This window comes from Pseudopedobacter saltans DSM 12145 (assembly GCF_000190735.1).
Taxonomy (GTDB): domain Bacteria; phylum Bacteroidota; class Bacteroidia; order Sphingobacteriales; family Sphingobacteriaceae; genus Pseudopedobacter; species Pseudopedobacter saltans.
In genome coordinates, this window is the sequence record NC_015177.1 from 15,182 (window position 1) to 35,130 (window position 19,949).

The 19,949-nt window shown below is 35.1% G+C and carries 16 protein-coding genes; 13 read left to right on the forward strand and 3 right to left on the reverse strand.

The features are described from left to right. Positions 1-7: 7 nt before the first annotated feature. The 11 genes from PEDSA_RS00085 (at position 8) to PEDSA_RS00135 (ending at position 16,131) form a co-directional block, all read left to right on the forward strand. The gene (locus PEDSA_RS00085) at positions 8-1,849 is read left to right on the forward strand and encodes an FAD-dependent oxidoreductase (protein ID WP_013631108.1); all 1,842 of its coding nucleotides are present in this window, start codon (positions 8-10) and stop codon (positions 1,847-1,849) included. A 33-nt stretch (positions 1,850-1,882) separates the two neighbouring features. Next, positions 1,883-3,736 carry a beta-N-acetylhexosaminidase gene (locus PEDSA_RS00090; RefSeq protein ID WP_013631109.1) on the forward strand — a complete coding sequence of 618 codons (1,854 nt, stop codon included), beginning with the start codon at positions 1,883-1,885 and terminating at the stop codon, positions 3,734-3,736. A 77-nt stretch (positions 3,737-3,813) separates the two neighbouring features. Continuing rightward, positions 3,814-7,005: a SusC/RagA family TonB-linked outer membrane protein gene (locus PEDSA_RS00095; protein WP_013631110.1), complete on the forward strand. Its 3,192-nt coding sequence runs from the start codon at positions 3,814-3,816 to the stop codon at positions 7,003-7,005. An 11-nt stretch (positions 7,006-7,016) separates the two neighbouring features. Further along, positions 7,017-8,846, forward strand: coding sequence for a RagB/SusD family nutrient uptake outer membrane protein (locus PEDSA_RS00100; protein WP_013631111.1), 1,830 nt, complete (start codon positions 7,017-7,019; stop codon positions 8,844-8,846). Between the two features lie 18 nt (positions 8,847-8,864). Further along, positions 8,865-9,806 (forward strand): DUF5017 domain-containing protein, encoded by a 942-nt coding sequence (locus tag PEDSA_RS00105; RefSeq protein WP_013631112.1) that lies wholly within the window; start codon positions 8,865-8,867, stop codon positions 9,804-9,806. Positions 9,807-9,810: 4 nt separating this feature from the next. Then, positions 9,811-11,211, forward strand: coding sequence for a DUF5009 domain-containing protein (locus PEDSA_RS00110; RefSeq protein WP_013631113.1), 1,401 nt, complete (start codon positions 9,811-9,813; stop codon positions 11,209-11,211). A 30-nt stretch (positions 11,212-11,241) separates the two neighbouring features. After that, entirely contained in the window at positions 11,242-12,531 is a 1,290-nt protein-coding gene (locus tag PEDSA_RS00115) for an MFS transporter (protein ID WP_013631114.1), read from the forward strand. A 7-nt stretch (positions 12,532-12,538) separates the two neighbouring features. Next, positions 12,539-13,228, forward strand: a complete 690-nt coding sequence (locus PEDSA_RS00120; RefSeq protein WP_013631115.1) for a GDSL-type esterase/lipase family protein — start codon at positions 12,539-12,541, stop codon at positions 13,226-13,228. Between the two features lie 10 nt (positions 13,229-13,238). Beyond that, on the forward strand, positions 13,239-13,922 hold the full coding sequence (locus PEDSA_RS00125) for a GDSL-type esterase/lipase family protein (RefSeq protein WP_041536912.1): 684 nt from the start codon (positions 13,239-13,241) through the stop codon (positions 13,920-13,922). An 84-nt stretch (positions 13,923-14,006) separates the two neighbouring features. After that, positions 14,007-14,945, forward strand: coding sequence for a DUF4434 domain-containing protein (locus tag PEDSA_RS00130; protein ID WP_013631117.1), 939 nt, complete (start codon positions 14,007-14,009; stop codon positions 14,943-14,945). A 13-nt stretch (positions 14,946-14,958) separates the two neighbouring features. Next, on the forward strand, positions 14,959-16,131 hold the full coding sequence (locus PEDSA_RS00135) for an AGE family epimerase/isomerase (RefSeq protein ID WP_013631118.1): 1,173 nt from the start codon (positions 14,959-14,961) through the stop codon (positions 16,129-16,131). Positions 16,132-16,219: 88 nt separating this feature from the next. Here the strand turns inward: PEDSA_RS00135 and PEDSA_RS00140 are convergent, their stop codons facing one another. Further along, positions 16,220-17,566, reverse strand: coding sequence for a deoxyguanosinetriphosphate triphosphohydrolase (locus PEDSA_RS00140; protein ID WP_013631119.1), 1,347 nt, complete (start codon positions 17,564-17,566; stop codon positions 16,220-16,222). 170 nt (positions 17,567-17,736) lie between these two features. Between PEDSA_RS00140 and PEDSA_RS00145 the strand changes: the two genes are divergently transcribed. Further along, complete coding sequence (locus PEDSA_RS00145) at positions 17,737-18,204, forward strand: pyrophosphohydrolase domain-containing protein (protein WP_013631120.1); 468 nt, start codon at positions 17,737-17,739, stop codon at positions 18,202-18,204. A gap of 229 nt (positions 18,205-18,433) precedes the next feature. Beyond that, positions 18,434-18,895 (forward strand): Lrp/AsnC family transcriptional regulator, encoded by a 462-nt coding sequence (locus tag PEDSA_RS00150; RefSeq protein WP_013631121.1) that lies wholly within the window; start codon positions 18,434-18,436, stop codon positions 18,893-18,895. An 8-nt stretch (positions 18,896-18,903) separates the two neighbouring features. On the opposite strand, the gene PEDSA_RS00155 is transcribed toward PEDSA_RS00150, so the two are convergent. Together PEDSA_RS00155 and PEDSA_RS00160 are read right to left on the reverse strand one after the other, a co-directional pair. Beyond that, entirely contained in the window at positions 18,904-19,083 is a 180-nt protein-coding gene (locus tag PEDSA_RS00155; protein ID WP_013631122.1) for a hypothetical protein, read from the reverse strand. A gap of 199 nt (positions 19,084-19,282) precedes the next feature. Then, positions 19,283-19,894: a hypothetical protein gene (locus tag PEDSA_RS00160; protein ID WP_013631123.1), complete on the reverse strand. Its 612-nt coding sequence runs from the start codon at positions 19,892-19,894 to the stop codon at positions 19,283-19,285. Between the last annotated feature and the right edge of the window lie 55 nt (positions 19,895-19,949).

Sequence of the window (19,949 nt, forward strand, 5' to 3'; positions counted from 1 at the left end):
GATAATTATGCGAATATTCTATACGTTTCTAGTTTGTTTGGTGTTTTTGGGGAATAAGGTTGCTTTCTCTCAATCATCAAAATTTAATTTACAAACAGATGTGCTTATTGTTGGTGGTGGTGCAAGTGGGGTTACTGCGGCTATTCAAGCGGCAAGAATGGGAGTTGCTGTTACAATAATTGAAGAAACAAATTGGTTGGGAGGTATGCTAACCTCCGCTGGGGTTTCCGCTATAGACGGAAATCATCAATTACCTTCCGGTTTATGGGGCGAATTTAGAGAGCATCTAAGAAACCATTATGGTGGAGCGGCAGCATTGGAAACGGGATGGGTAAGTAACACTTTATTTGAGCCCTCCGTAGGTAACAAAATATTAAAAGAAATGGTTGCCAAACATGCCAATATAGCTGTTTTTTATGGTAGCAGTTTGTCTAAAATAGAAAAGCAGGAAAAAGGTTGGAAAGTTGACTTTAAAAGAGGATCAACACTTTTTAAAATAAATGCAAAAATAGTTGTTGATGCTACAGAATTGGGAGATGTTTTTTCTAAAGTAGGAGTCAAATACAAAATTGGTATGGATAGTAAATTTATTACTAAAGAAGAATTTGCTCCAGAAAAAGAAAATGATATTATTCAGGATTTGACTTATGTAGCTGTTTTAAAAGATTATGGTTCTAAAAATAAAATAATAGCAAAACCTAAAGGTTATGATCCCAGAGAATTTACACATGCATGTGATGTACAAGATCCAGCATCACATGATAATACACCTATTATAGACTGTACTAAAATGATTACCTATGGTAAATTGCCTAATGGTAAATACATGATTAACTGGCCAAAAGACGGAAATGATATCTATTTAAATATTATTGAGAAATCGCCTAAAGAAAGAGAAGAACTTTTAAAAGAGGCTAAGTTACATACTTTAAGATTTGTGTATCATATTCAAACTGCTTTAGGGTATAAGAATTTAGGATTGGCTGATGATGAGTACGATACGAAAGATAAATTACCTTTTATTCCTTATCATAGAGAGTCTAGAAGAATTACGGCTTTAGCTAATTTAACATTACCTTATGTTTCTAAACCTTATGACCAAGAGAAACCTTTATATCGGACAGGTGTTATTGTCGGAGACTATACTATTGATCATCATCACTTAAAAAATCCTAGTGCGCCAGATATAGATTTTGTTAAAATTAAAGTACCATCGTATAATGTCCCTTTAGGAAGTTTAATTCCCATAGGTGTAAATGATATTATTGTAGCCGAAAAAAGCATAGGTGTTTCTAACATTGTAGCGGGAGCTACCAGATTACAGCCTGTAGTTTTAGGAATTGGACAAGCGGCAGGCGCTTTAGCCGCACTTTCTGTAAAGAAATCTTTGTCCCCGAGAGATGTATCTGTTAGAGATGTACAAGAAGAACTGTTAAAAAGTTCTGCCTATTTGATGCCTTTTATAGATGTGAAACCTAACGATAAGAACTTTGTAGCTATTCAAAAAATTGGAGCAACCGGAATTTTAAGAGGAAAAGGAATTGCTTATAAATGGGCTAATCAAACTTGGTTTTACCCTCACCATTTAATTAGTGAATACGATTTGCTACAAGGTTTAAAAACTTATTACGTTGGTTTAGAAACCGTACAAGCTTCCGGTAAAGATTTAGAAATAGATTTTGTTGCAGAAATATTTCATCAGATAAATCCAAAATTATCTAAACAACAAATTATAAAAGAATATAAAGGCAAACAATTTTTAGATAGAGAAACGGTAGCTGTATTGTTGGATGAATATTTAAGGCCTTTTGAACAACCTGTTAATCACTTAGGGGAATTAATAAAATAGAGTGTATTGTAGAAATTAATAAGCTGTCAATAGATGTCTAAGGTTTATAAGTTTTTAGGTAGTTATTTGGTGATTTACATCTGTGCATTAATGTGTTTTGCTCAAGATGTAGGTCATAAAATAATACCTGTTCCTGTGTCTTACAAACTATTAAAGCACAGTTTTATTTTAGACAACAAGACTGCAGTGTATTTTAATTCTGAAGAGGATAAGGAATTAATAAGGTCTTTTTTAGGAAGGATTAATGATGCCACGGGATATGATCTCAAACTTTTAAAGACTAATAGAAACGTTATTTTTTTCGAAAAGCTGAATCAATATCGCGAAGATTTGGGCGAAGAAGGGTATGAGTTAGAAGTTTCTAATAAAAAAATAAGAATTAGTGCGAATAACTCTCGAGGATGGTTTTATGGTTTAGAGACTTTAACACAATTAATACCGGTTCATACCTCAAAAATCAAAAGCTTCACTATAAATGGTGTTTTAATTACTGATTACCCAAGATTTAAATATCGTGGATTGATGTTAGATGTAAGCAGACATTTTTTTTCAATAGAAGTTTTAAAATCTTATATCAATCAAATGGCAAAATACAAGTTTAATGTTTTGCATTTGCATTTAACAGATAACCAGGGTTGGCGAATTGCTGTAGATGGTTTGCCAAAGTTAACTGAAGTTGGGGCATGGAGAGTTAGTAGAACTGGATATTGGAAAGGTTTTTTGCCACCTCAGCCAGATGAAACAGCAGACTATGGTGGTTTTTATTCAAAAGAACAGATTAGAGATTTGATAATTTATTCCTCTAAAAAGTTTGTAGAAATAATACCAGAAATAGATGTTCCAGGTCATAGTTTAGCATTTATAGCTTCTTATCCTTTGCTATCATGCACACAAACGCCACAAAAAGTTTTGGCTGGCGATCCGTGGAATAGCAGTAGAACTAATGTTTTGTGTGTAGGTAATGATTCTGTTTATGTGTATTTAGATAAGATTTTCTCAGAAATAGCAACATTATTTCCTAGTCAATATATTCATATGGGTGGAGATGAGGTGACCAGAGGTTATTGGGAGAAATGCGATAAATGTAAATTACTTATACAAAAAGAAGGTTTAGAGGGAGTGGAGGATTTACAGAATTATTTTATAAAAAGAGTAACGAAAATTGTAGAAGCAAAAGGAAAAAAAGTAATAGGTTGGAATGAGAATTTAAAGGGTGGTTTACCAGATAATATGACGGTCATGAGCTGGAAAAGTTATGAAGCGGGGATTAAAGCTTCTAATAATAAACAATTTGCAATTATGACTCCTGCTGCTTTCACTTATCTAGATTTTTATCAAGGAGACCCATTTTTAGAAAATGGTCCTTTTACTGTTGCAAGGCTAAACACGATGTATAAGTTCGAGCCTTCTCCGGAAGATGCTAACGAAGCGTTTATTTTAGGAGGTCAAGGTTCTTTATGGACAGAACAAGTTCCAAACGAGCGAAAGCTTCAATATATGACATGGCCAAGAGCTTTAGCTTTATCAGAAAGGTTATGGTCTTCTAAAAATGCGAGTGGTTGGGACTTCTTTATTAAAAGAGTTGAAAAGCATTTGCTCCTTTTGGATTCCTCAAATGTAAAATACAGCACCCAATTTTATGAACCTATTATTTTTTCAGTAATCGAAGATGGTGTTCAAAAAATTAAAATTACATCAGAGATCGAAGGTTTAGAAATATATTACTCATTTGACGATACAAGTCCCGATAAGTTTTACCCAATATATTCGCAACCGTTAACAGTTCCCAAAGGCGCGCATCACATAAGAGCAATATCTTATAAAGATGGAAAGCCTATTGGAAGGGAAATTAACTTACCGCTTGAAATAGTAATGAAACGACGGTAAATGAGAATTGTTTAATCACATGATTATCTATATAGTAAAAAAGTATAAACTAAACATTAACACTAATCATAATTAATATGCCTAAATTTCTTAAGACAGGAAATGCATGTGTAAAAAGAATACTAGTACTAGCATTGGTGATTTCTTTTTATACGATAAGCATTGCTTATTCACAAGTCAGAACTATAACTGGCAAAGTAACAGATTCAAAAAATGAACCACTAGTTGGAGTTACCATCGAAGTCAAAGAATCTAAAAAAACAACTATTTCAGATGCTTATGGTAATTTTAAAATCAGTCTGGGACCTAATGATAAAATGATAAATTTTACATACATAGGTTTCGAGCCTAAAGCAATTGTTATCGGTACACAAAAAGAATTAAAAGTTGTTTTGTCGGAATCAGTTGCTCAAATGAATGAAGTTGTTGTTATAGGTTACGGAACTGTGCAAAGAAAGGATTTGACGGGATCAGTAGGAACTGTAAATATAGCCGATTTACAAAAAGCACCAGTAAAGACATTTGATGAAGCTTTAGGCGGACGCGTTGCAGGTGTGCAGGTCACATCATCTGAAGGTCAGCCAGGTTCTGGAATTGATATTACTATTCGTGGTAATAATTCAATTACCCAAAGTAATTACCCTTTATTTGTCATAGATGGATTTCCTGTTGAAAATGCAGGTGACCAGGCTGTAAATCCATTAAATACAATAGATCCTAACGACATCGAATCCATAGATGTCCTAAAAGATGCTTCTGCCACAGCTATTTATGGAGCTAGGGGTGCAAATGGTGTAATTATAGTAACTACAAAAAGAGGCAAAATTGGTGCTCCAGTAATATCTTACAATGCATACTATGGTATACAAGAAAATAATAAAAGATTAAACTCATTAAATCCATACGAGTTTGTAAAGTTACAATGGGAAATCGATTCGGTAAAAACTAAAGGTCTCTATTTAAAGGATGGTAAGACATTAGATTCCTATAAAGAAATTAAAGGTATCAATTGGGAAGATCAGGTAACAAGAATAGCCCCAATGAGTAATCATTATTTAAATTTAGCAGGTGGTAGTGGCAAGACTAGATACTCTGCCACATTGTCTTACACCGGGCAAGACGGGGTTTTAATAAACTCGGGTTTTAAAAGAACATTAGGAAAGTTTGTATTAGATCAAGAGATTAACGATAAATTAAAAGTAGGGTTTAACGCATCTTATTCAAATGTCCAAAATTATGGTACACCAACGTCTACAAGTGGTTATGTTAACGAAACCAATATGTTGTTTAGTGTTTGGTCTTTTAGGCCAGTGGCCGTAGATCCAAAGCTCGACTTAATTAGTGAACCTATCGATCCGGAAGTAGAACAAGGGGCAAACAATACTTTCAATCCTGTTTTAACAGCTAAAAATGAGTTAAGAGAAAACTATGGTAATAGCTTAAACGCGAACGGCTTTATAGAATATAATCTAAATAAACACTTAAAATTTAGATTTACAGGAGGTTATAGTAGCGGGATAAGAGAGTACGATGTGTTTAACGGCCAGTATTCCAGAGCAGGATTTATTTCTAATAACTCTGTAAGTGGTTCGAAAACATTTTATAAGAATAATGGGTGGCAAAACTCTAATACTGTAACATACAGCAGAAGGTTAAATAAATCACACTATTTTGATGCAATGGTTGGCTTTACTGCTGAAGCTGGGTACAGTGAGGCTTTTGGTGCAAGTGCTATCTTATTACCTAATGAAAGTTTAGGGTTAAACGGTTTAGATGAAGGGACACCAAATCTTATAACTTCTTATGGTTCTGAATGGAAAATGGCTTCTTTTTTAGGAAGAGTAAACTATAAGCTGTTTGATCGATTTTTATTTACAGCAACAATTAGAGCTGATGGTTCTTCTCGTTTCCAGGGTAAAAATGTATGGGGGTATTTTCCTTCGGCTGCAGCAGCTTGGCAAATGGAAAAAGAATCCTTCATGAAAAATATACCTCAAATTTCTACTTCTAAGTTGAGGATATCTTGGGGGGTAACAGGTAACAACGCCGTAAGTAACTTTGCTTCTTATCCTGCAATGGCCCCGGTAAATACAGACGCGGGTAACTTTTATAATAACAACCCTGGATATACTTATGGAGGTAATTATCAGCTTGGCTTAGCGAATATTAGTATTGGTAATCCGGATTTAAAATGGGAGTCGACAAGTCAAATAGATATCGGCTATAACCTAGGCCTATTCAAAGATAGGTTGATGTTTGAAGCAGATGTGTACGAAAAGCGTACAAGTGATTTGCTTTTAAATGCAGATATGTCTCCAAATACCGGATATTACCGTTCAATTAAAAATATAGGTAAAGTATCTAATAAAGGTTTGGAGTTGTCATTAAGCTATTCGCCTATTATTAAAAAGGAATTTAAGTGGAATTCTTCATTCAATATCGCATTTAATCGAAATAAAGTTATCGCATTGGCAGAAAATCAATATTACATTGCGTCTAGCCAAGCATGGGGTGATGACTGGAAAAATATTCCAGGATATGTTGCAGTTGTTGGTCAACCTATCGCCCAGTTTTATGGTTTAATTTATGATGGTGTTTATGGATATGAAGATTTTATTAAAGTTGGACAAAATTATGTGCTAAAAAATGATGTTCCTTCAAATAATGCATCTAATAAAACAGTTCAACCGGGAGATATCAAATACAAAGATTTAAACGGTGATTATATCATTAATGATGATGATAAAACAATTATAGGAAATCCTGTACCAAAACATACAGGTGGGTTTTCTAACAACTTCACATATAAAGCATTTGATTTAAGTGTGTTTTTACAATGGTCTTATGGTAATGATATTTTAAATGCAAATAGAGTTGTATTCGAGTCGGCATATAAATATGGATATAACCAATGGGCTAGCTATGCAAATCGATGGACTCCGGATAACCAGGATTCGGATATTCCTGGAGTAGCTGCAATTAAAGGAAATGCAGTTAAAGCTTACTCAAGCAGAATTGTGGAAGACGGTTCTTTCTTACGTTTGAAAACGGTTTCGTTAGGATACACCCTGCCAAAATCGACAATCCAAAAAATCTACATGAAATCGGCCCGAGTATATCTTGCTGCTCAAAATTTATACACATTTACCAATTATTCTGGGTATGATCCAGAGGTGTCAGTAAGAAGAAGTGCATTAACACCTGGTTTTGATTTTTCTGCTTATCCGAGAGCTAGAACTTTAACTTTTGGTATTACTACTACATTTTAAGAATTAAGATTATGAAAAAGACATTTTTATCAATTATACTTTGTGGTTTACTTTCTACTTCTTGTAAAGATTTTTTAGATGTTGTACCAACAGATACAATTTCTCCTAAGGGGTATTTTAAAACAGAGGCGGAAGCAGAAATCGCATTAGCAGGTGTGTACGACATTTTAGCTAAATCTGGTACATACGGCAGAACCTTATATTTTGAAATGGATATTGCTGATGATAGTTTTGTGGCTTTATCTACATGGACACAAGATTTAGCGCTATTTAACTATTCTACTTCTGATACAAAAATTACCGATCTGTGGAACTATTTATATACAGGTATTAACAGAGCAAATACTTTACTAGATAATATCGGTAGAGTTGAAATGGATATTACTAAAAGAAATGCTATTGAAGGACAAGCGTTATTTTTAAGAGCATATTACTATTTTTTATTAACCAATTACTGGGGAAATGTACCAATGCGTTTAACCGCAACTTCATCTGTAACGGATAATAATTTACCATTTACACCATACAAAGATGTTTATGCACAAATTATTACTGATATGGAGAAAGCAGAGTCTATGGTTTATCCTGTATCTAAATATAATCACGCAGGCAGGGTGACAAAATCTGCAGTTTGGGGAATTTTAGCTCGGGTAAATTTAAAAATGGCAGGGGCTCCTTTAAGAGACGAATCTCGTTATGCAGAGGCAAAAAAATGGGCAGAAAAAGTGATAGCGGAAGGACACGCGTTAAATCCAGATTTTAGAGATGTATTTATTAAAATGTGCAAAGGAACTTATGATACCAAAGAATCTATTTGGGAAGTTGAGTTTAACAGATATAATGGTGGACAGAATGAAGAAGGATCAGTAGGTTCTATCAATGGAATTTCTGCTCCAAATATTCCATGGGGGTATAGTTACGGAGCTAAGCATACCACTCAGTATTTCTTCGATTCTTTTGAAAACTTTACTCAAAATGTGAATGGTGTCTTAGAAAATTTCTCTCATGATATGAGACGAGATTGGACTATCAGTCCTTATTATTATTCTGGAGAGGCAAAATTAACTTATAATGCTTCCCAAATTTATAATAGGATGGATGCTAAATGGAGAAGAGAATATGAGCCAACTGACCCTAAATTTCAAAATACCACAACTATTAATTTCCCTTTATTGAGGTTTTCTGATGTGTTATTGATGTATGCAGAAGCTGACAATGAGATTAATGGCCCTCAGTCTTTAGCGGTAGATTATGTAAATATGGTTAGGAGAAGAGCTTACGGCAAAAGTTTGGGAGAAGGGGTGAGGTATATTAATATAACTAATGGAGGAAGCGGATATACCGTAGCTCCAGATGTAAGCATTATTGGAGGTGCAGGTAATAGTGCCGAAGCCAAGGCAATAGTTTCTGGAGGTAAAGTCACAGCTATTCAAATTCTGAATGAAGGAGTTGGTTATACTTCTGCACCTTCTATTGTCTTTTCCGGATTAGGAACTGGAGCGGTTGGAACTGCTGTTCTTACAACGAGACAAACTATAAATGCAGATTTAAAATCTACAGATATAGAAGATCAGATCGCTTTTAGAAATGCTATTAGAAAAGAAAGAATGTTAGAACTTGCTTACGAGGGTTTAAGAAGATTTGACTTAGTAAGATGGGACAATTATATCCCCACTATGAAAAACGTAGCTGCACATATTAATAGTACAACAATTGGAAATACCACTTATCAATATGCGGCTAGGCATGGTAATAATGTTTCTGCTAGAGATACTTTAATTGCTATCCCCTCCAGAGAATTACAAATGAACAAAAGTGCTAAACCAAATAATGGTTGGTAATTATAAAAGAAATAAGACATGAAAAATATTTTATCAATATTAACGATAGCAACAACTTTTCTGTTTTCAAGTTGCCAAAAAGATGAGCCGGAAAACGTGAAATTTGATGTTACAACAGAAAAAAATGAAATCGCCGTTTCAGATTCTGTTACTTTTAATTTACAAGGCAACCCAGATTTAATCAGCTTTTATTCAGGTGAACCAGGTAAAGAATATAAATACAGAGACCGTATTTTTGAAGAAGGTTCAAAACTGGAATTAACAGTAGCTTCCAGGGTTTTGAATGGTTCGCAAGCAGATAATGTGAAATTGTTGTATTCAAATAGTTTCTCCGGTATTTACAGCGCAGCAGGCATTAAAAATGAAGAGTGGACCGATATCTCAAATAAATTTACTTGGTCAGTTTCTCCAGGGACAAATACCTCTGCAGCTGATTATACCACTTCGGCGCCAGTAGATATTACAGATTTATTAGTGAAAGATAAACCAATTTATTTTGGTTTTAAATACGAGAGTCAGGCTGCCGCATCTAATGCCTTAGGGGGTAAAACTTGGAGAATTCCAAGGTTTGATTTAGTTAATATTTCTAAAGATGGCGTAAGAACAACTATAGCTACTGTACATACAGCTGGTTTTACAAGTATTCCAATAATTGCGTCTACAGACCCTACACAGGCTTGGGTTTTTGCTCAGAACTCCGCAACAGACAGGTTTTTGACTTTTGTTCCATCAAAAAGATCTGAAGCTCATTTATATTGGGCCGTTTCTTCTTCGTTTTTACCAGGGACGGTAACCCCTGATAAATCAAAAACCATTAAAGCTTATTTAGATGAAATGAAGTCTACATATAAGTACAAGTTTAGTCGCCCAGGTACTTATATAGTGACTTTTATTGCTAAAAATGCGAATGGAAAGGGAAGTAAAGAAGTAGTTAAAGAAATAGAAATTGTTGTAAAATAGGATAATGAAGCTAACTGTTAAAAGAGATAGTAGTTTAGATTCTTTACGGGGAATAGCCATCATACTAATGGTATTATCTGGAAGTATTGCTTTTTCAATACTTCCAGGTTGGATGTACCATGCTCAGGTACCACCACCCGGGCATAAATTCATGCCCGAAATTCCTGGTATTACTTGGGTGGATTTAGTATTCCCGTTTTTTTTGTTTTCTATGGGTGCAGCTATCCCATTGGCTATGAAGAAAAAAATAGAGAATAGCTCGTCATTAAATATTTTTATAAGTATCGTAAAAAGGTTTGTTCTTTTAACATTCTTTGCGCTTTTTACCATGCATGCCAGAGCTTGGGTGTTAAGTTCAGAACCGGGGTTAAAAGAAAATCTTTTATCGATTTTATGTTTTGTGCTGCTATTTGCCATATATGGAGACTTCGGTAAGAAGGTAAATAAAAGAACAGATTTGGCCATCAAGATAGTTGGAATCTTATTAGCAATAGGTGTCATGTTTTTCGGCTTCAGTGGTGACAAAAAATTCAACTTGTTCAATCCGGATATTATCATTCTCGTATTGGCTAATATGGCTTTTTTTGGTACCATTATTTGGTGGTTAACAGCAAAGAATCTATGGTTAAGAATAGGTGTTTTACCTTTTGTTATGGCTATATTTTTAGCGTCTAAAGAACCTGGAAGTATCAATGAAACCATATTCAATTGGACACCCGCAGCGTGGCTGTATAAATTCTACTACCTAAAATATTTGTTCATCATTTTACCATCAACTTTGGTCGGAGAGTGGATTATCCAAGATCAAACAAATGGAGATCAGCAAGCTATCGTCAAAAAGCATTATTCAATTTTAGCTATCGTAGGATTTTTAGTAATTGTTTGTAATGTGGTGTGTCTGTATTCCAGACATCTGGAACTGAACTTACTCTTTAGCGCCATTTTTGCGGGGATTGCATTATATATTGCTTATCAGATTAAAAAATCTCAAGCACTCAATATTGTAGTAAAGCTCATCTATGTGGGCAGTTATTTGCTGTTTTTAGGACTTTTATTTGAGGCTTTTGAAGGAGGTATTAAAAAAGACTATTCAACATACAGTTATTACTTTGTGTGTACCGGACTTGCTTTTTTTATGATGTTGGTCTTTTATGCTTTAAATAAGATTCAGCTTTTTAAAAGATTTACCAATATGTTGGCTATGGTGGGTAAAAATCCGATGATTGCTTATACCGCAGGTAACCTATTGTTGATTCCAATATTAAAAATTACCAATACAGAAATATACTTAAATAGTTTACAGACAGGCTTTGCAGGAGGTTTATTAAGGGGGGTGCTGTTTACTGCTGTCGTGACTTTAATTACAATAATTGCTACCAAAAAGGGTGTTTTCTGGAAAACATAAAAGATTGGATACGAAACCTAAAAATTAAACGTGATAAAAAATAAAACTTTAAGCCCTATTTATTGGATCCCTACGACATGGTTCGCTATGGGACTACCATTTGTAGCTCTATCTGGCGCAAGCTCAATTATGTATAAAAATCTGGGAATTTCAGACTCTCAGATAGCTTTTTGGACTTCGCTAATTATGTTGCCATGGACATTAAAACCCTTATGGGGACCATTTTTAGAGCTCTATAAAACAAAAAAATTTTTCGTGTATATTACTCAAATATTTACGGGTGTTTTATTTGGTTTATTAGCTTTAACATTACAATTAGATCACTTCTTTAGTTTCTCCATAGCAATTTTAACCATCATAGCGATAAGCGGAGCAACACATGATACCGCAGCAGATGGAGTTTACCTTAACGAATTATCACCAAAACTTCAAGCCAAATTTGTGGGTTGGCAAGGGGCTTTTTATAATGTCGCAAAAGTATTTTCAGGAGGTGTATTGGTGTATTTGGCTGGTCAATTAGAGCAGGAAATCGGGATTAAAAATGCCTGGATGGTAGTCATGTTTATATATGGTATCATTATGGTGTGCTTAGGGATATACAATATGCGGGTACTTCCAGAGGGGAATGTGGCCAAAGAAGCAACCTCATTAAAAGAAGGTTTTGATACGTTAAAAGACGTTATCGTTACCTTTTTTCAGAAAAAGCACATCTGGTTTAGCCTCTGCTTTATTGTATTTTATCGCTTTGCAGAAGGTCAGGCAATAAAAATAACCCCCCTGTTTTTTAAGGCAGCAAGAGAGTCTGGAGGTTTAGGCTTAAGTACATCAGAAATAGGTCTGCTATATGGCGTTTTTGGTGCCGTAGCATTTGTATTGGGTTCCATTGTAGCCGGATATTATGTGTCTAACAAGGGGTTAACCAGAAGGACCCTGTTGATATTGTGCGCCTTTTTTAATCTTCCATTTGCCGCTTATGCCTTTTTAGCCATTACTACACCTACCAACCTGTATGTCATTGCTTCCGCGGTAGCCATAGAATATTTTGGATATGGATATGGTTTTGTGGGACTAATCTTGTTTATGATGCAAAATATCGCTCCAGGAAAATATAAGATGGCCCATTACGCATTTGGTAGCGGATTAATGAACCTGGGCTTTATGATTCCATCTATGATCAGTGGTTTCTTAAGTGATTTTTTAGGTTACAAAGAGTTTTTTATATGGGTGTTAATTGCAACAATACCGGCATTTATAGTAACCTGGTTGGTGCCTTTAAGATCAGTGGAAGAAGTAGAGCAGGAAGCAGAAGTTACAGCATAATTTCAATATGAAACTATTATATAAAATAAGTATAGCATGTTCAGCAGCATTGATGCTGGCTAAGGAAAGCAAAGCGCAGGAAAGCGCCACTATCGATAGTAGTTACCTTAATAGTCGCTATGAATATCGTTTAGACTTCTTCAGGAAGATGCCAAACCAAAAAAACGAGATTGTTTTTTTAGGGAACAGTTTAACCGAGGCAGGTAAGTGGCATGAACTAGTAGGTACAAAACGGGTCGTGAACAGGGGAATTAGCGGAGATGTTACTTATGGAATTATTGCCAGACTGGATGAGGTTCTTGAATCAAAACCGGCTAAAATATTCTTGCTGTCTGGAGTAAATGACATGAAGCGGGGGATTCCTAACGAAGTCATTGCTCAAAATTTTGAGCGGATAATCAAAATGGTAAAATCTAAATCACCTAAAACAAAGCTGTATATAGAAAGTATCCTTCCTGTAAATGAAGGTATGTTGTCAGACATATATGCTAAGGTCAATAACGTTAAAATCCATGATGTCAATAAAAGACTAGAAACTTTATGCGAAAAACATAAGGTTACTTATGTCAATCTGCATCCAGTGCTATCAGATGAAAAGGAACAGCTAAAAAAGGAGCTCAGCTCTGATGGTCTTCACCTTCGTCAGGACGCTTATATTTTATGGGTTAATTATTTAAAAGAACAAAAGTTTTTATAGGAGTTATCACATGAAAAAAGTTTGGTTAATGGTAGCCGTCTTAATGGGCTTAAATATCGCTGCCAAAGCACAAAATATAAAAATAGACAGCAGTTATGCTAATTGGTATTATGTTGAACGTATAGAATACTATAAAAAGCTACAGCCTGTTAAAAATTCGATTCTCTTTTTAGGCAATAGCATTACTGAACGAGGCGAGTGGGAGGAAATTTTGGCGGACAGCAAATATCCGATTATAAATAGAGGTATTGGAGGTGATAATTCTTTTGGGATTTTAGCTCGTATGGATGAAGTAATACGGTTTAAACCAATAGCAATCTTTTTGATGGACGGTATTAATGATCAGTTCAGGAAGCTTCCCCATGATGTAACCATCGAAAACTATCGTAAGATTATCAGAAAGATCAAAAAAGAGTCGCCAAAAACTAAGATTTATATAGAGAGTGCATTGCCTATTAATGAGAGTATGACGAAAGAGCCTTATACCGTTGGGCGAAATGTACTGGTCCCGGAGTTGAATGAAAAAATAAAGGAGCTGGCGCGGCAAGAAGGTGTGACCTATATCGATATCTGCCCATTGTTTCAGGATGAAAGAGGCGTGTTGAAAGCCGAATACACAATGGACGGAGTACACCTGTATCCAAGTGCATATATCATTTGGGTGAATTTCTTAAAGGAAAAAAAATATTTATAAAACTGACATCATTACAATAATGATTAAACACAGGGATAGTGATTTGCCAGTACAGATTACATCTGCCATAAAAATAACGAATAGATGAAAATAACAGGGACTTTCATTGATGAAATATCACACGATATTCCACATCAAAATTGGGGTGAGAAAGAATGGGATCGGGACTTTGCTTATATGAGAGCAATAGGGATTGATACCGTCATTATGATAAGAAGTGGATACAGAAAATTTATCACCTATCCGTCTACCTATTTGATAGATAAATACGGCTGTTATAAGCCAACAACCGATTTGGTTGAACTATACCTGCGATTAGCTGATAAATATGGGATGAAATTTTACTTTGGCCTGTACGACAGCGGAATTTATTGGGATACTGGAAACCTCCAACATGAAATAGATGCAAATCAATACGTTATTGAAGAGGTCTGGGCTAAGTACGGACACTATAAAAGCTTCGGAGGTTGGTATATCAGTACAGAAATTAGTAGAAAAACCAAAGGCGCAACTGAAGCTTTCAGGACTTTAGGTTTGCAATGTAAAACAGTAAGCAACGGGTTGCCAACCTTTATTTCCCCATGGATAGACGGAAAAAAAGCGGTAATGGCTTCATCTGCTCAACTTAGCAAAGAAGAAGCTGTATCTGTGCGGGAACACGAACAGGAATGGGGAGAAATATTTTCCGGAATTTCAGGAGCGATAGATGCTGTAGCTTTTCAGGACGGACATATAGATTATCATGAACTGCCGGCTTTTTTTGAAATAAATAAAAAACTGGCAGACAAATATGGAATGGAATGCTGGACAAATGCTGAGTCTTTTGATCGGGATATGCCTATTAAATTTTTTCCTATAAAATTTGATAAGCTGCGGCTAAAGCTGGAAGCAGCAGCACGGGCTGGTTATGATAAGGCAATAACCTTTGAGTTTTCGCATTTCATGAGCCCGCAATCAGCTTACTTACAAGCGGGACATTTATATAATAGGTATAAAGAATACTTGCAAACATTGAATTTTTGAGAGAAGGACAGATATGAATCAGTACAGTGAAATTTATAGAAAAGAGTTGTTGGACAACATTATGCCGTTTTGGACGAAACATTCTATGGACAAACAAAATGGAGGGTATTTTACTTGTTTGGATCGTTTCGGGAATGTTTTTGATACGGACAAGTTCATGTGGTTACAAGGTAGAGGAGTTTGGACATATGCTACTTTATATGATAAGCTAGAAGCTAAAAAGGAGTGGTTGGAAATTGCCATTCACGGTGCCGAGTTTATGAAAAAGCATGGGAGGGATGCAGAGGGGAATTGGTATTTTTCTTTAAATAGGGAAGGAAAGCCATTGGTGCAACCATATAACATCTTTTCAGATTGTTTTGCCACTATGGGTTTTGGAGCACTTTATACAGCTACTCAAAAAGAGGAGTATGGAGCTATCGCAAAAGCTACTTTTGAGAATATCTTAAAAAGAAGAACCAATACAAAAGGCCAGTACAGCAAAATATATCCTGGAACAAGAGATTTAAGAAACTTCTCTTTACCGATGATTCTAAGTAACCTTTCTATAGAAATAGAACATTTGTTAGATAAAAACCTGGTTGAGGAACTGATAAATGATGTGATCAACGAGGTAATGAATGTTTTTTACCAGGAAGAACATGGGATTATTTTTGAAAATGTAAATCAGGATGGTTCTTTTTCTGATAGTTTTGAAGGTAGATTGTTAAATCCGGGACACACCATAGAAGCGATGTGGTTTATGATGGATTTGGGCGTAAGATTAAGTAAACCGGAATTAATTAATAAAGCGCTGGAAATCGCCTTAAATGCTTTGGATTATGGATGGGACAAGGAGCATGGTGGTATATTCTATTTCTTAGATTTTAAAGGCTATCCTCCACAACAATTAGAATGGGATCAGAAACTTTGGTGGGTACATGTCGAAGCTTTGGTTTGTATGGCGAAGGCCTGGACACTGACTGGAAATGAAAAGGCTAAGGTTTGGTTCGAGAAACTACATGATTACACTTGGACACATTTTAAAGATAAAGAATATGGTGAATGGTTTGGTTATTTGAATAGACAAGGAGAAGTGTTGCTAAATTTAAAAGGAGGTAAATGGAAAGGCTGTTTCCATGTGCCTAGAGCGCTTTTCCAGGTTTACAAAACACTGGAATCTAAAAAGTCATTAGAATTAGTTTAAGTATATCACATATAGGATGATGCCCTGACATTTTCAAAGTGCCGGGGCATTATTTGTAAGTTTCATACAGAAACGCTTCTTTTTCTTATTACCTTATCGCCGGAAAAGACAGCCCTTTTATTTTTCCATACAGTTCCACAGCATATAAATCCGTCATCCCTGATACAAAGTCCAAAACAGATTGTATTTTAGAATAAGTATCATCCTTGTCTGTTAAAAACTGCTTAGGAATAAGTTTTACCAATTTTTTATAGTAATGTGTGTCGTTATGGATAAAAGCCGGAACAAATTCTTCCAATAAGCCAGCCATAACCTTATATCCTGCTACTTCTTTTTCAATTACCGAATAGTAATTGTATATTTTTTCTACAGATATGTTTTCAATTGCTTTCCAGGCCTCAATAAGCGGAGAGGGTAGAGATTCTGTCAAACTCTGGTTAAACTCACCTTTCAATATCAGTTCCTGCTTATCGAAGAAAATCTGCGTACAATTGATGATTAAAGTGTTGATTGCTTTAGCTCTTAATAAGCCCACTTTAGCATCATTATCATCATAATCGGTTTCCAAACGGGCTTCAGTAGAATTGCTATTGGCCAGTGGAAGCAGATATGATTTCACCTCCTCGTATGATAATATTTTTAAACGATGAGCATCTTCCAAATCAATAATACTGTAACAAATATCGTCGGCAGCTTCGAGTAAATAAACCAGAGGATGTCTATGGTAAATGATGGGTTCATCTCCGACTTTTAAAAGCTGTAATTCATCAGCTATCCTTCTGAAACTATCCTGTTCCGATTGAAAGAAACCATACTTTTTTCTGTTGATGAAAGACTTGTTTTTTCCTGCGATCGAAGCACAGGGATATTTAGCGATAGTAGCCAATGTGGAATAGGTGAGTGCATAAGAATCATTTCCCTTTCCGTTGAAAGGATGTGTTAAGATCCTTATCGCATTGGCATTCCCCTCAAAATGAATCAAATCTTTCCATTGAGCCGGAGATACTTTGTCTTGATATTTTTTACCGTCACCATCGGTAAAATATCTTGAAATTGCTGCCTCTCCAGAATGTCCAAAGGCAGGATTGCCCAGATCATGGGCCAAAGCTGCTGCGGCAACAATGTTTCCCACTTCGCTGATTAAAGGAACCTCTTTTAACAGATCCGGACGCTCATCCTGTACCTTGTTGTGGAAAATAGTACCTAAAGATCGTCCTACACTGGCAACTTCCAGACTATGAGTGAGCCGGTTATGCACAAATATACTTCCCGGTAAAGGGAAAACCTGAGTCTTATTTTGTAGTCTTCTGAACGGGGAGGAAAAAATAATTCTATCGTAATCTTTTTGAAAATCTGATCTTGCTCTGTCCGCATAAACAGGCCTGTCCTCTTGTCCAAATCTTTTATTAGAGATTAAATGTTTCCAATCCATCATAAAGTCCAAATTTGAATGCAAGTATAGTAATTTCTAGTTGTTAGTTCGTTAGTCTTTAGTTGTTAGTCTTGATACTTCACTTATTTGTGTCTTGTTCGTGTATTTTAGCTTCGGTCTCCGGACTTATTACTTTTACTTACATTTGTCTTTTCATAAAATTCAAAATTACAATGATACAAGATCCTAAACCGTTAGAAAGTGTAGCGGAATTTCATAAAGCATTTAAACATCCAGTCGAAGAAAAACCTGTAATTCCGGCAAAAGAGCGTTGCGAATTGCGTATTTCTTTAATTGCCGAAGAATTAAAAGAATTGCAACAAGCCATTGCCGATAATGATTTAGTGGAGGTAGCCGATGCTTTCTGTGATTTGCAATATGTACTTTCAGGTGCAATTTTAGAATTTGGTTTATCTGAAAAGTTCAAGACACTTTTTGACGAAGTACATAGAAGTAATATGAGCAAAGCTTGTAAAACTTTGGAAGAAGCAGAAGCAACTATGGCGCATTATCTGCAAAAAGATGGTACGGAAGCTTATTATAAAGAAGAAGATGGTTTATTTCTTGTTTATAGAAAGGGAGACAATAAAACCCTGAAATCTATAGCATATTCCCCGGCGGCAATCAAAGAATTGTTATAATATGATAAAAGAAAAGCTGGTTCAACTTTCCTGAACCAGCTTTTCTATAAACACACAATATTTTACCAACTTTTAGCCGATGAGCTCTCATTGTTGATACAAAAATAATCTGAAGTAAAATAAAAAACCATGGCTTGTGTATAAAATAGATTATTATTCTATAAAGTGTTTGTTTGACTGAATTTTTGTCTAATTTTGCTGTGATTTAATTCGATAAACAGAATATTTTATGGAAGAGTTAGATACAACAGACACCAAGATTCTGAATTTATTACAGCAGAACGCAAGATTGACCAATAAACAACTTGCCTTAGAGCTGCAAAAATCGCCCACTTCTATCTTCGAAAGAGTAAGGAAACTGGAAGAAAAGAAGTATATCAAAAGATACGTGGCCATTTTGGACGCACATCGAATCGAGCGAAAGTTAACTGCTTTTACACATGTTCAGCTGAAAGAACATTCCCAAACTATCTTAATGAATTTCGCGAAGGAAGTCGTAAAATTTCACGAAGTGATGGAATGTTATCATATGACGGGGGCTTTTGATTTCTTCTTGAAAATAGCGGTGAAAGACATGGAAGCCTATCATGATTTTTTGATGAATAAGCTCTCTAAACTTTCTGACATAGGGACATTACAGAGCTCTTTCGTTATGTCAGAAGCGAAGAACGAAACAGCTTATATTCTTTAATGGGCGAGTTATAACGAATCATTTTCGTTATTACTCTCATCTTTCTTTTCGGGACCTAACTCGGTTTGGATAATTTTGTCTTCTAATATTTTTTTATCCTTTTTGTTCTTTTTCGCAATCCAGACAAAGAGGACAATTAAAAGAAGAACGAACACAGCTAAAATCCCATATTCTACCGTATTTATCATTTTACTGTTTATATTAATTTGCCGTTTTAATATAAAACAGTAAAATGAACTTAAAGTTGCAGATATATTAAATTGATGTTTGCTTACAGCAGTTTATCGTTTTATCTCGTGATTTTTAATCTGAAAGGAGAAGAATATATCGTAAGCTCAAACAAGTTAGGGTTAGAAAATTGGAACGGTATATAAATAGTGTTAAATCTTAATTTTCTAAAATATAATAGGTTAGTACTTCACCTTCTAAAGCCTCTTTTCTTTTTACTGGGTCTTTAATAATACTCCTGTCGTCAATAGTTAACATTAAGGCTCCAGAGTTATTAATCTTTTGCTTCCAGATTAGCCTTTTCTCACCGTTTATTTTTCTAAAAGATAAGGACCAAATTTCGCCATTCTTGAGTTTTATTTTAGGAAAATCAAAAATAATATTTGGAGAATAAGGTTCAATTTCTAAGTTTATCACATCGACAACTTTTTCTTTGCCGTTATTAACTTTTATAAAACGAGCTTTGCCGTTTTTTATCTTTAGTAATTCAGTGAACCTTATATCTGTTTCTTGACTTAGGTTTTGTTTCAATTTCCACGTACCATTCAGTTCGTTTAATACTAGCGGTATCAATATATCAATTTTTTGACTTGCTCTGAGGCCTATACTACTTAGAGAGTCTCTTAATTTTATATAATTATACAAACCTAAGGCATTAGTATAGTTTTTGTTTGCTTCCTGTTCTATTGCGTTCTTTTCCAGATCTGTCGATGACTGTCCATAGAGAAAATGGCTGAAGAATAGTGAAGTTAAGAATATAATATGTTTCATTCTGGTAAGTGTTAAATAAAGATTTGTATTCTGTATGGTGCTAAGTGAGGTAGTG

Bases quoted from the DNA above. Each gene is read 5' to 3' on its own strand.
- PEDSA_RS00085 (WP_013631108.1), top strand. From the start codon at position 8: ATGCGAATATTCTATACGTTTCTAGTTTGTTTGGTGTTTTTGGGGAAT.
- PEDSA_RS00090 (WP_013631109.1), top strand. From the start codon at position 1,883: ATGTCTAAGGTTTATAAGTTTTTAGGTAGTTATTTGGTGATTTACATC.
- PEDSA_RS00095 (WP_013631110.1), top strand. From the start codon at position 3,814: ATGCCTAAATTTCTTAAGACAGGAAATGCATGTGTAAAAAGAATACTA.
- PEDSA_RS00100 (WP_013631111.1), top strand. From the start codon at position 7,017: ATGAAAAAGACATTTTTATCAATTATACTTTGTGGTTTACTTTCTACT.
- PEDSA_RS00105 (WP_013631112.1), top strand. From the start codon at position 8,865: ATGAAAAATATTTTATCAATATTAACGATAGCAACAACTTTTCTGTTT.
- PEDSA_RS00110 (WP_013631113.1), top strand. From the start codon at position 9,811: ATGAAGCTAACTGTTAAAAGAGATAGTAGTTTAGATTCTTTACGGGGA.
- PEDSA_RS00120 (WP_013631115.1), top strand. From the start codon at position 12,539: ATGAAACTATTATATAAAATAAGTATAGCATGTTCAGCAGCATTGATG.
- PEDSA_RS00125 (WP_041536912.1), top strand. From the start codon at position 13,239: ATGAAAAAAGTTTGGTTAATGGTAGCCGTCTTAATGGGCTTAAATATC.
- PEDSA_RS00130 (WP_013631117.1), top strand. From the start codon at position 14,007: ATGAAAATAACAGGGACTTTCATTGATGAAATATCACACGATATTCCA.
- PEDSA_RS00135 (WP_013631118.1), top strand. From the start codon at position 14,959: ATGAATCAGTACAGTGAAATTTATAGAAAAGAGTTGTTGGACAACATT.
- PEDSA_RS00140 (WP_013631119.1), bottom strand. From the start codon at position 17,566: ATGATGGATTGGAAACATTTAATCTCTAATAAAAGATTTGGACAAGAG.
- PEDSA_RS00145 (WP_013631120.1), top strand. From the start codon at position 17,737: ATGATACAAGATCCTAAACCGTTAGAAAGTGTAGCGGAATTTCATAAA.
- PEDSA_RS00150 (WP_013631121.1), top strand. From the start codon at position 18,434: ATGGAAGAGTTAGATACAACAGACACCAAGATTCTGAATTTATTACAG.
- PEDSA_RS00155 (WP_013631122.1), bottom strand. From the start codon at position 19,083: ATGATAAATACGGTAGAATATGGGATTTTAGCTGTGTTCGTTCTTCTT.
- PEDSA_RS00160 (WP_013631123.1), bottom strand. From the start codon at position 19,894: ATGAAACATATTATATTCTTAACTTCACTATTCTTCAGCCATTTTCTC.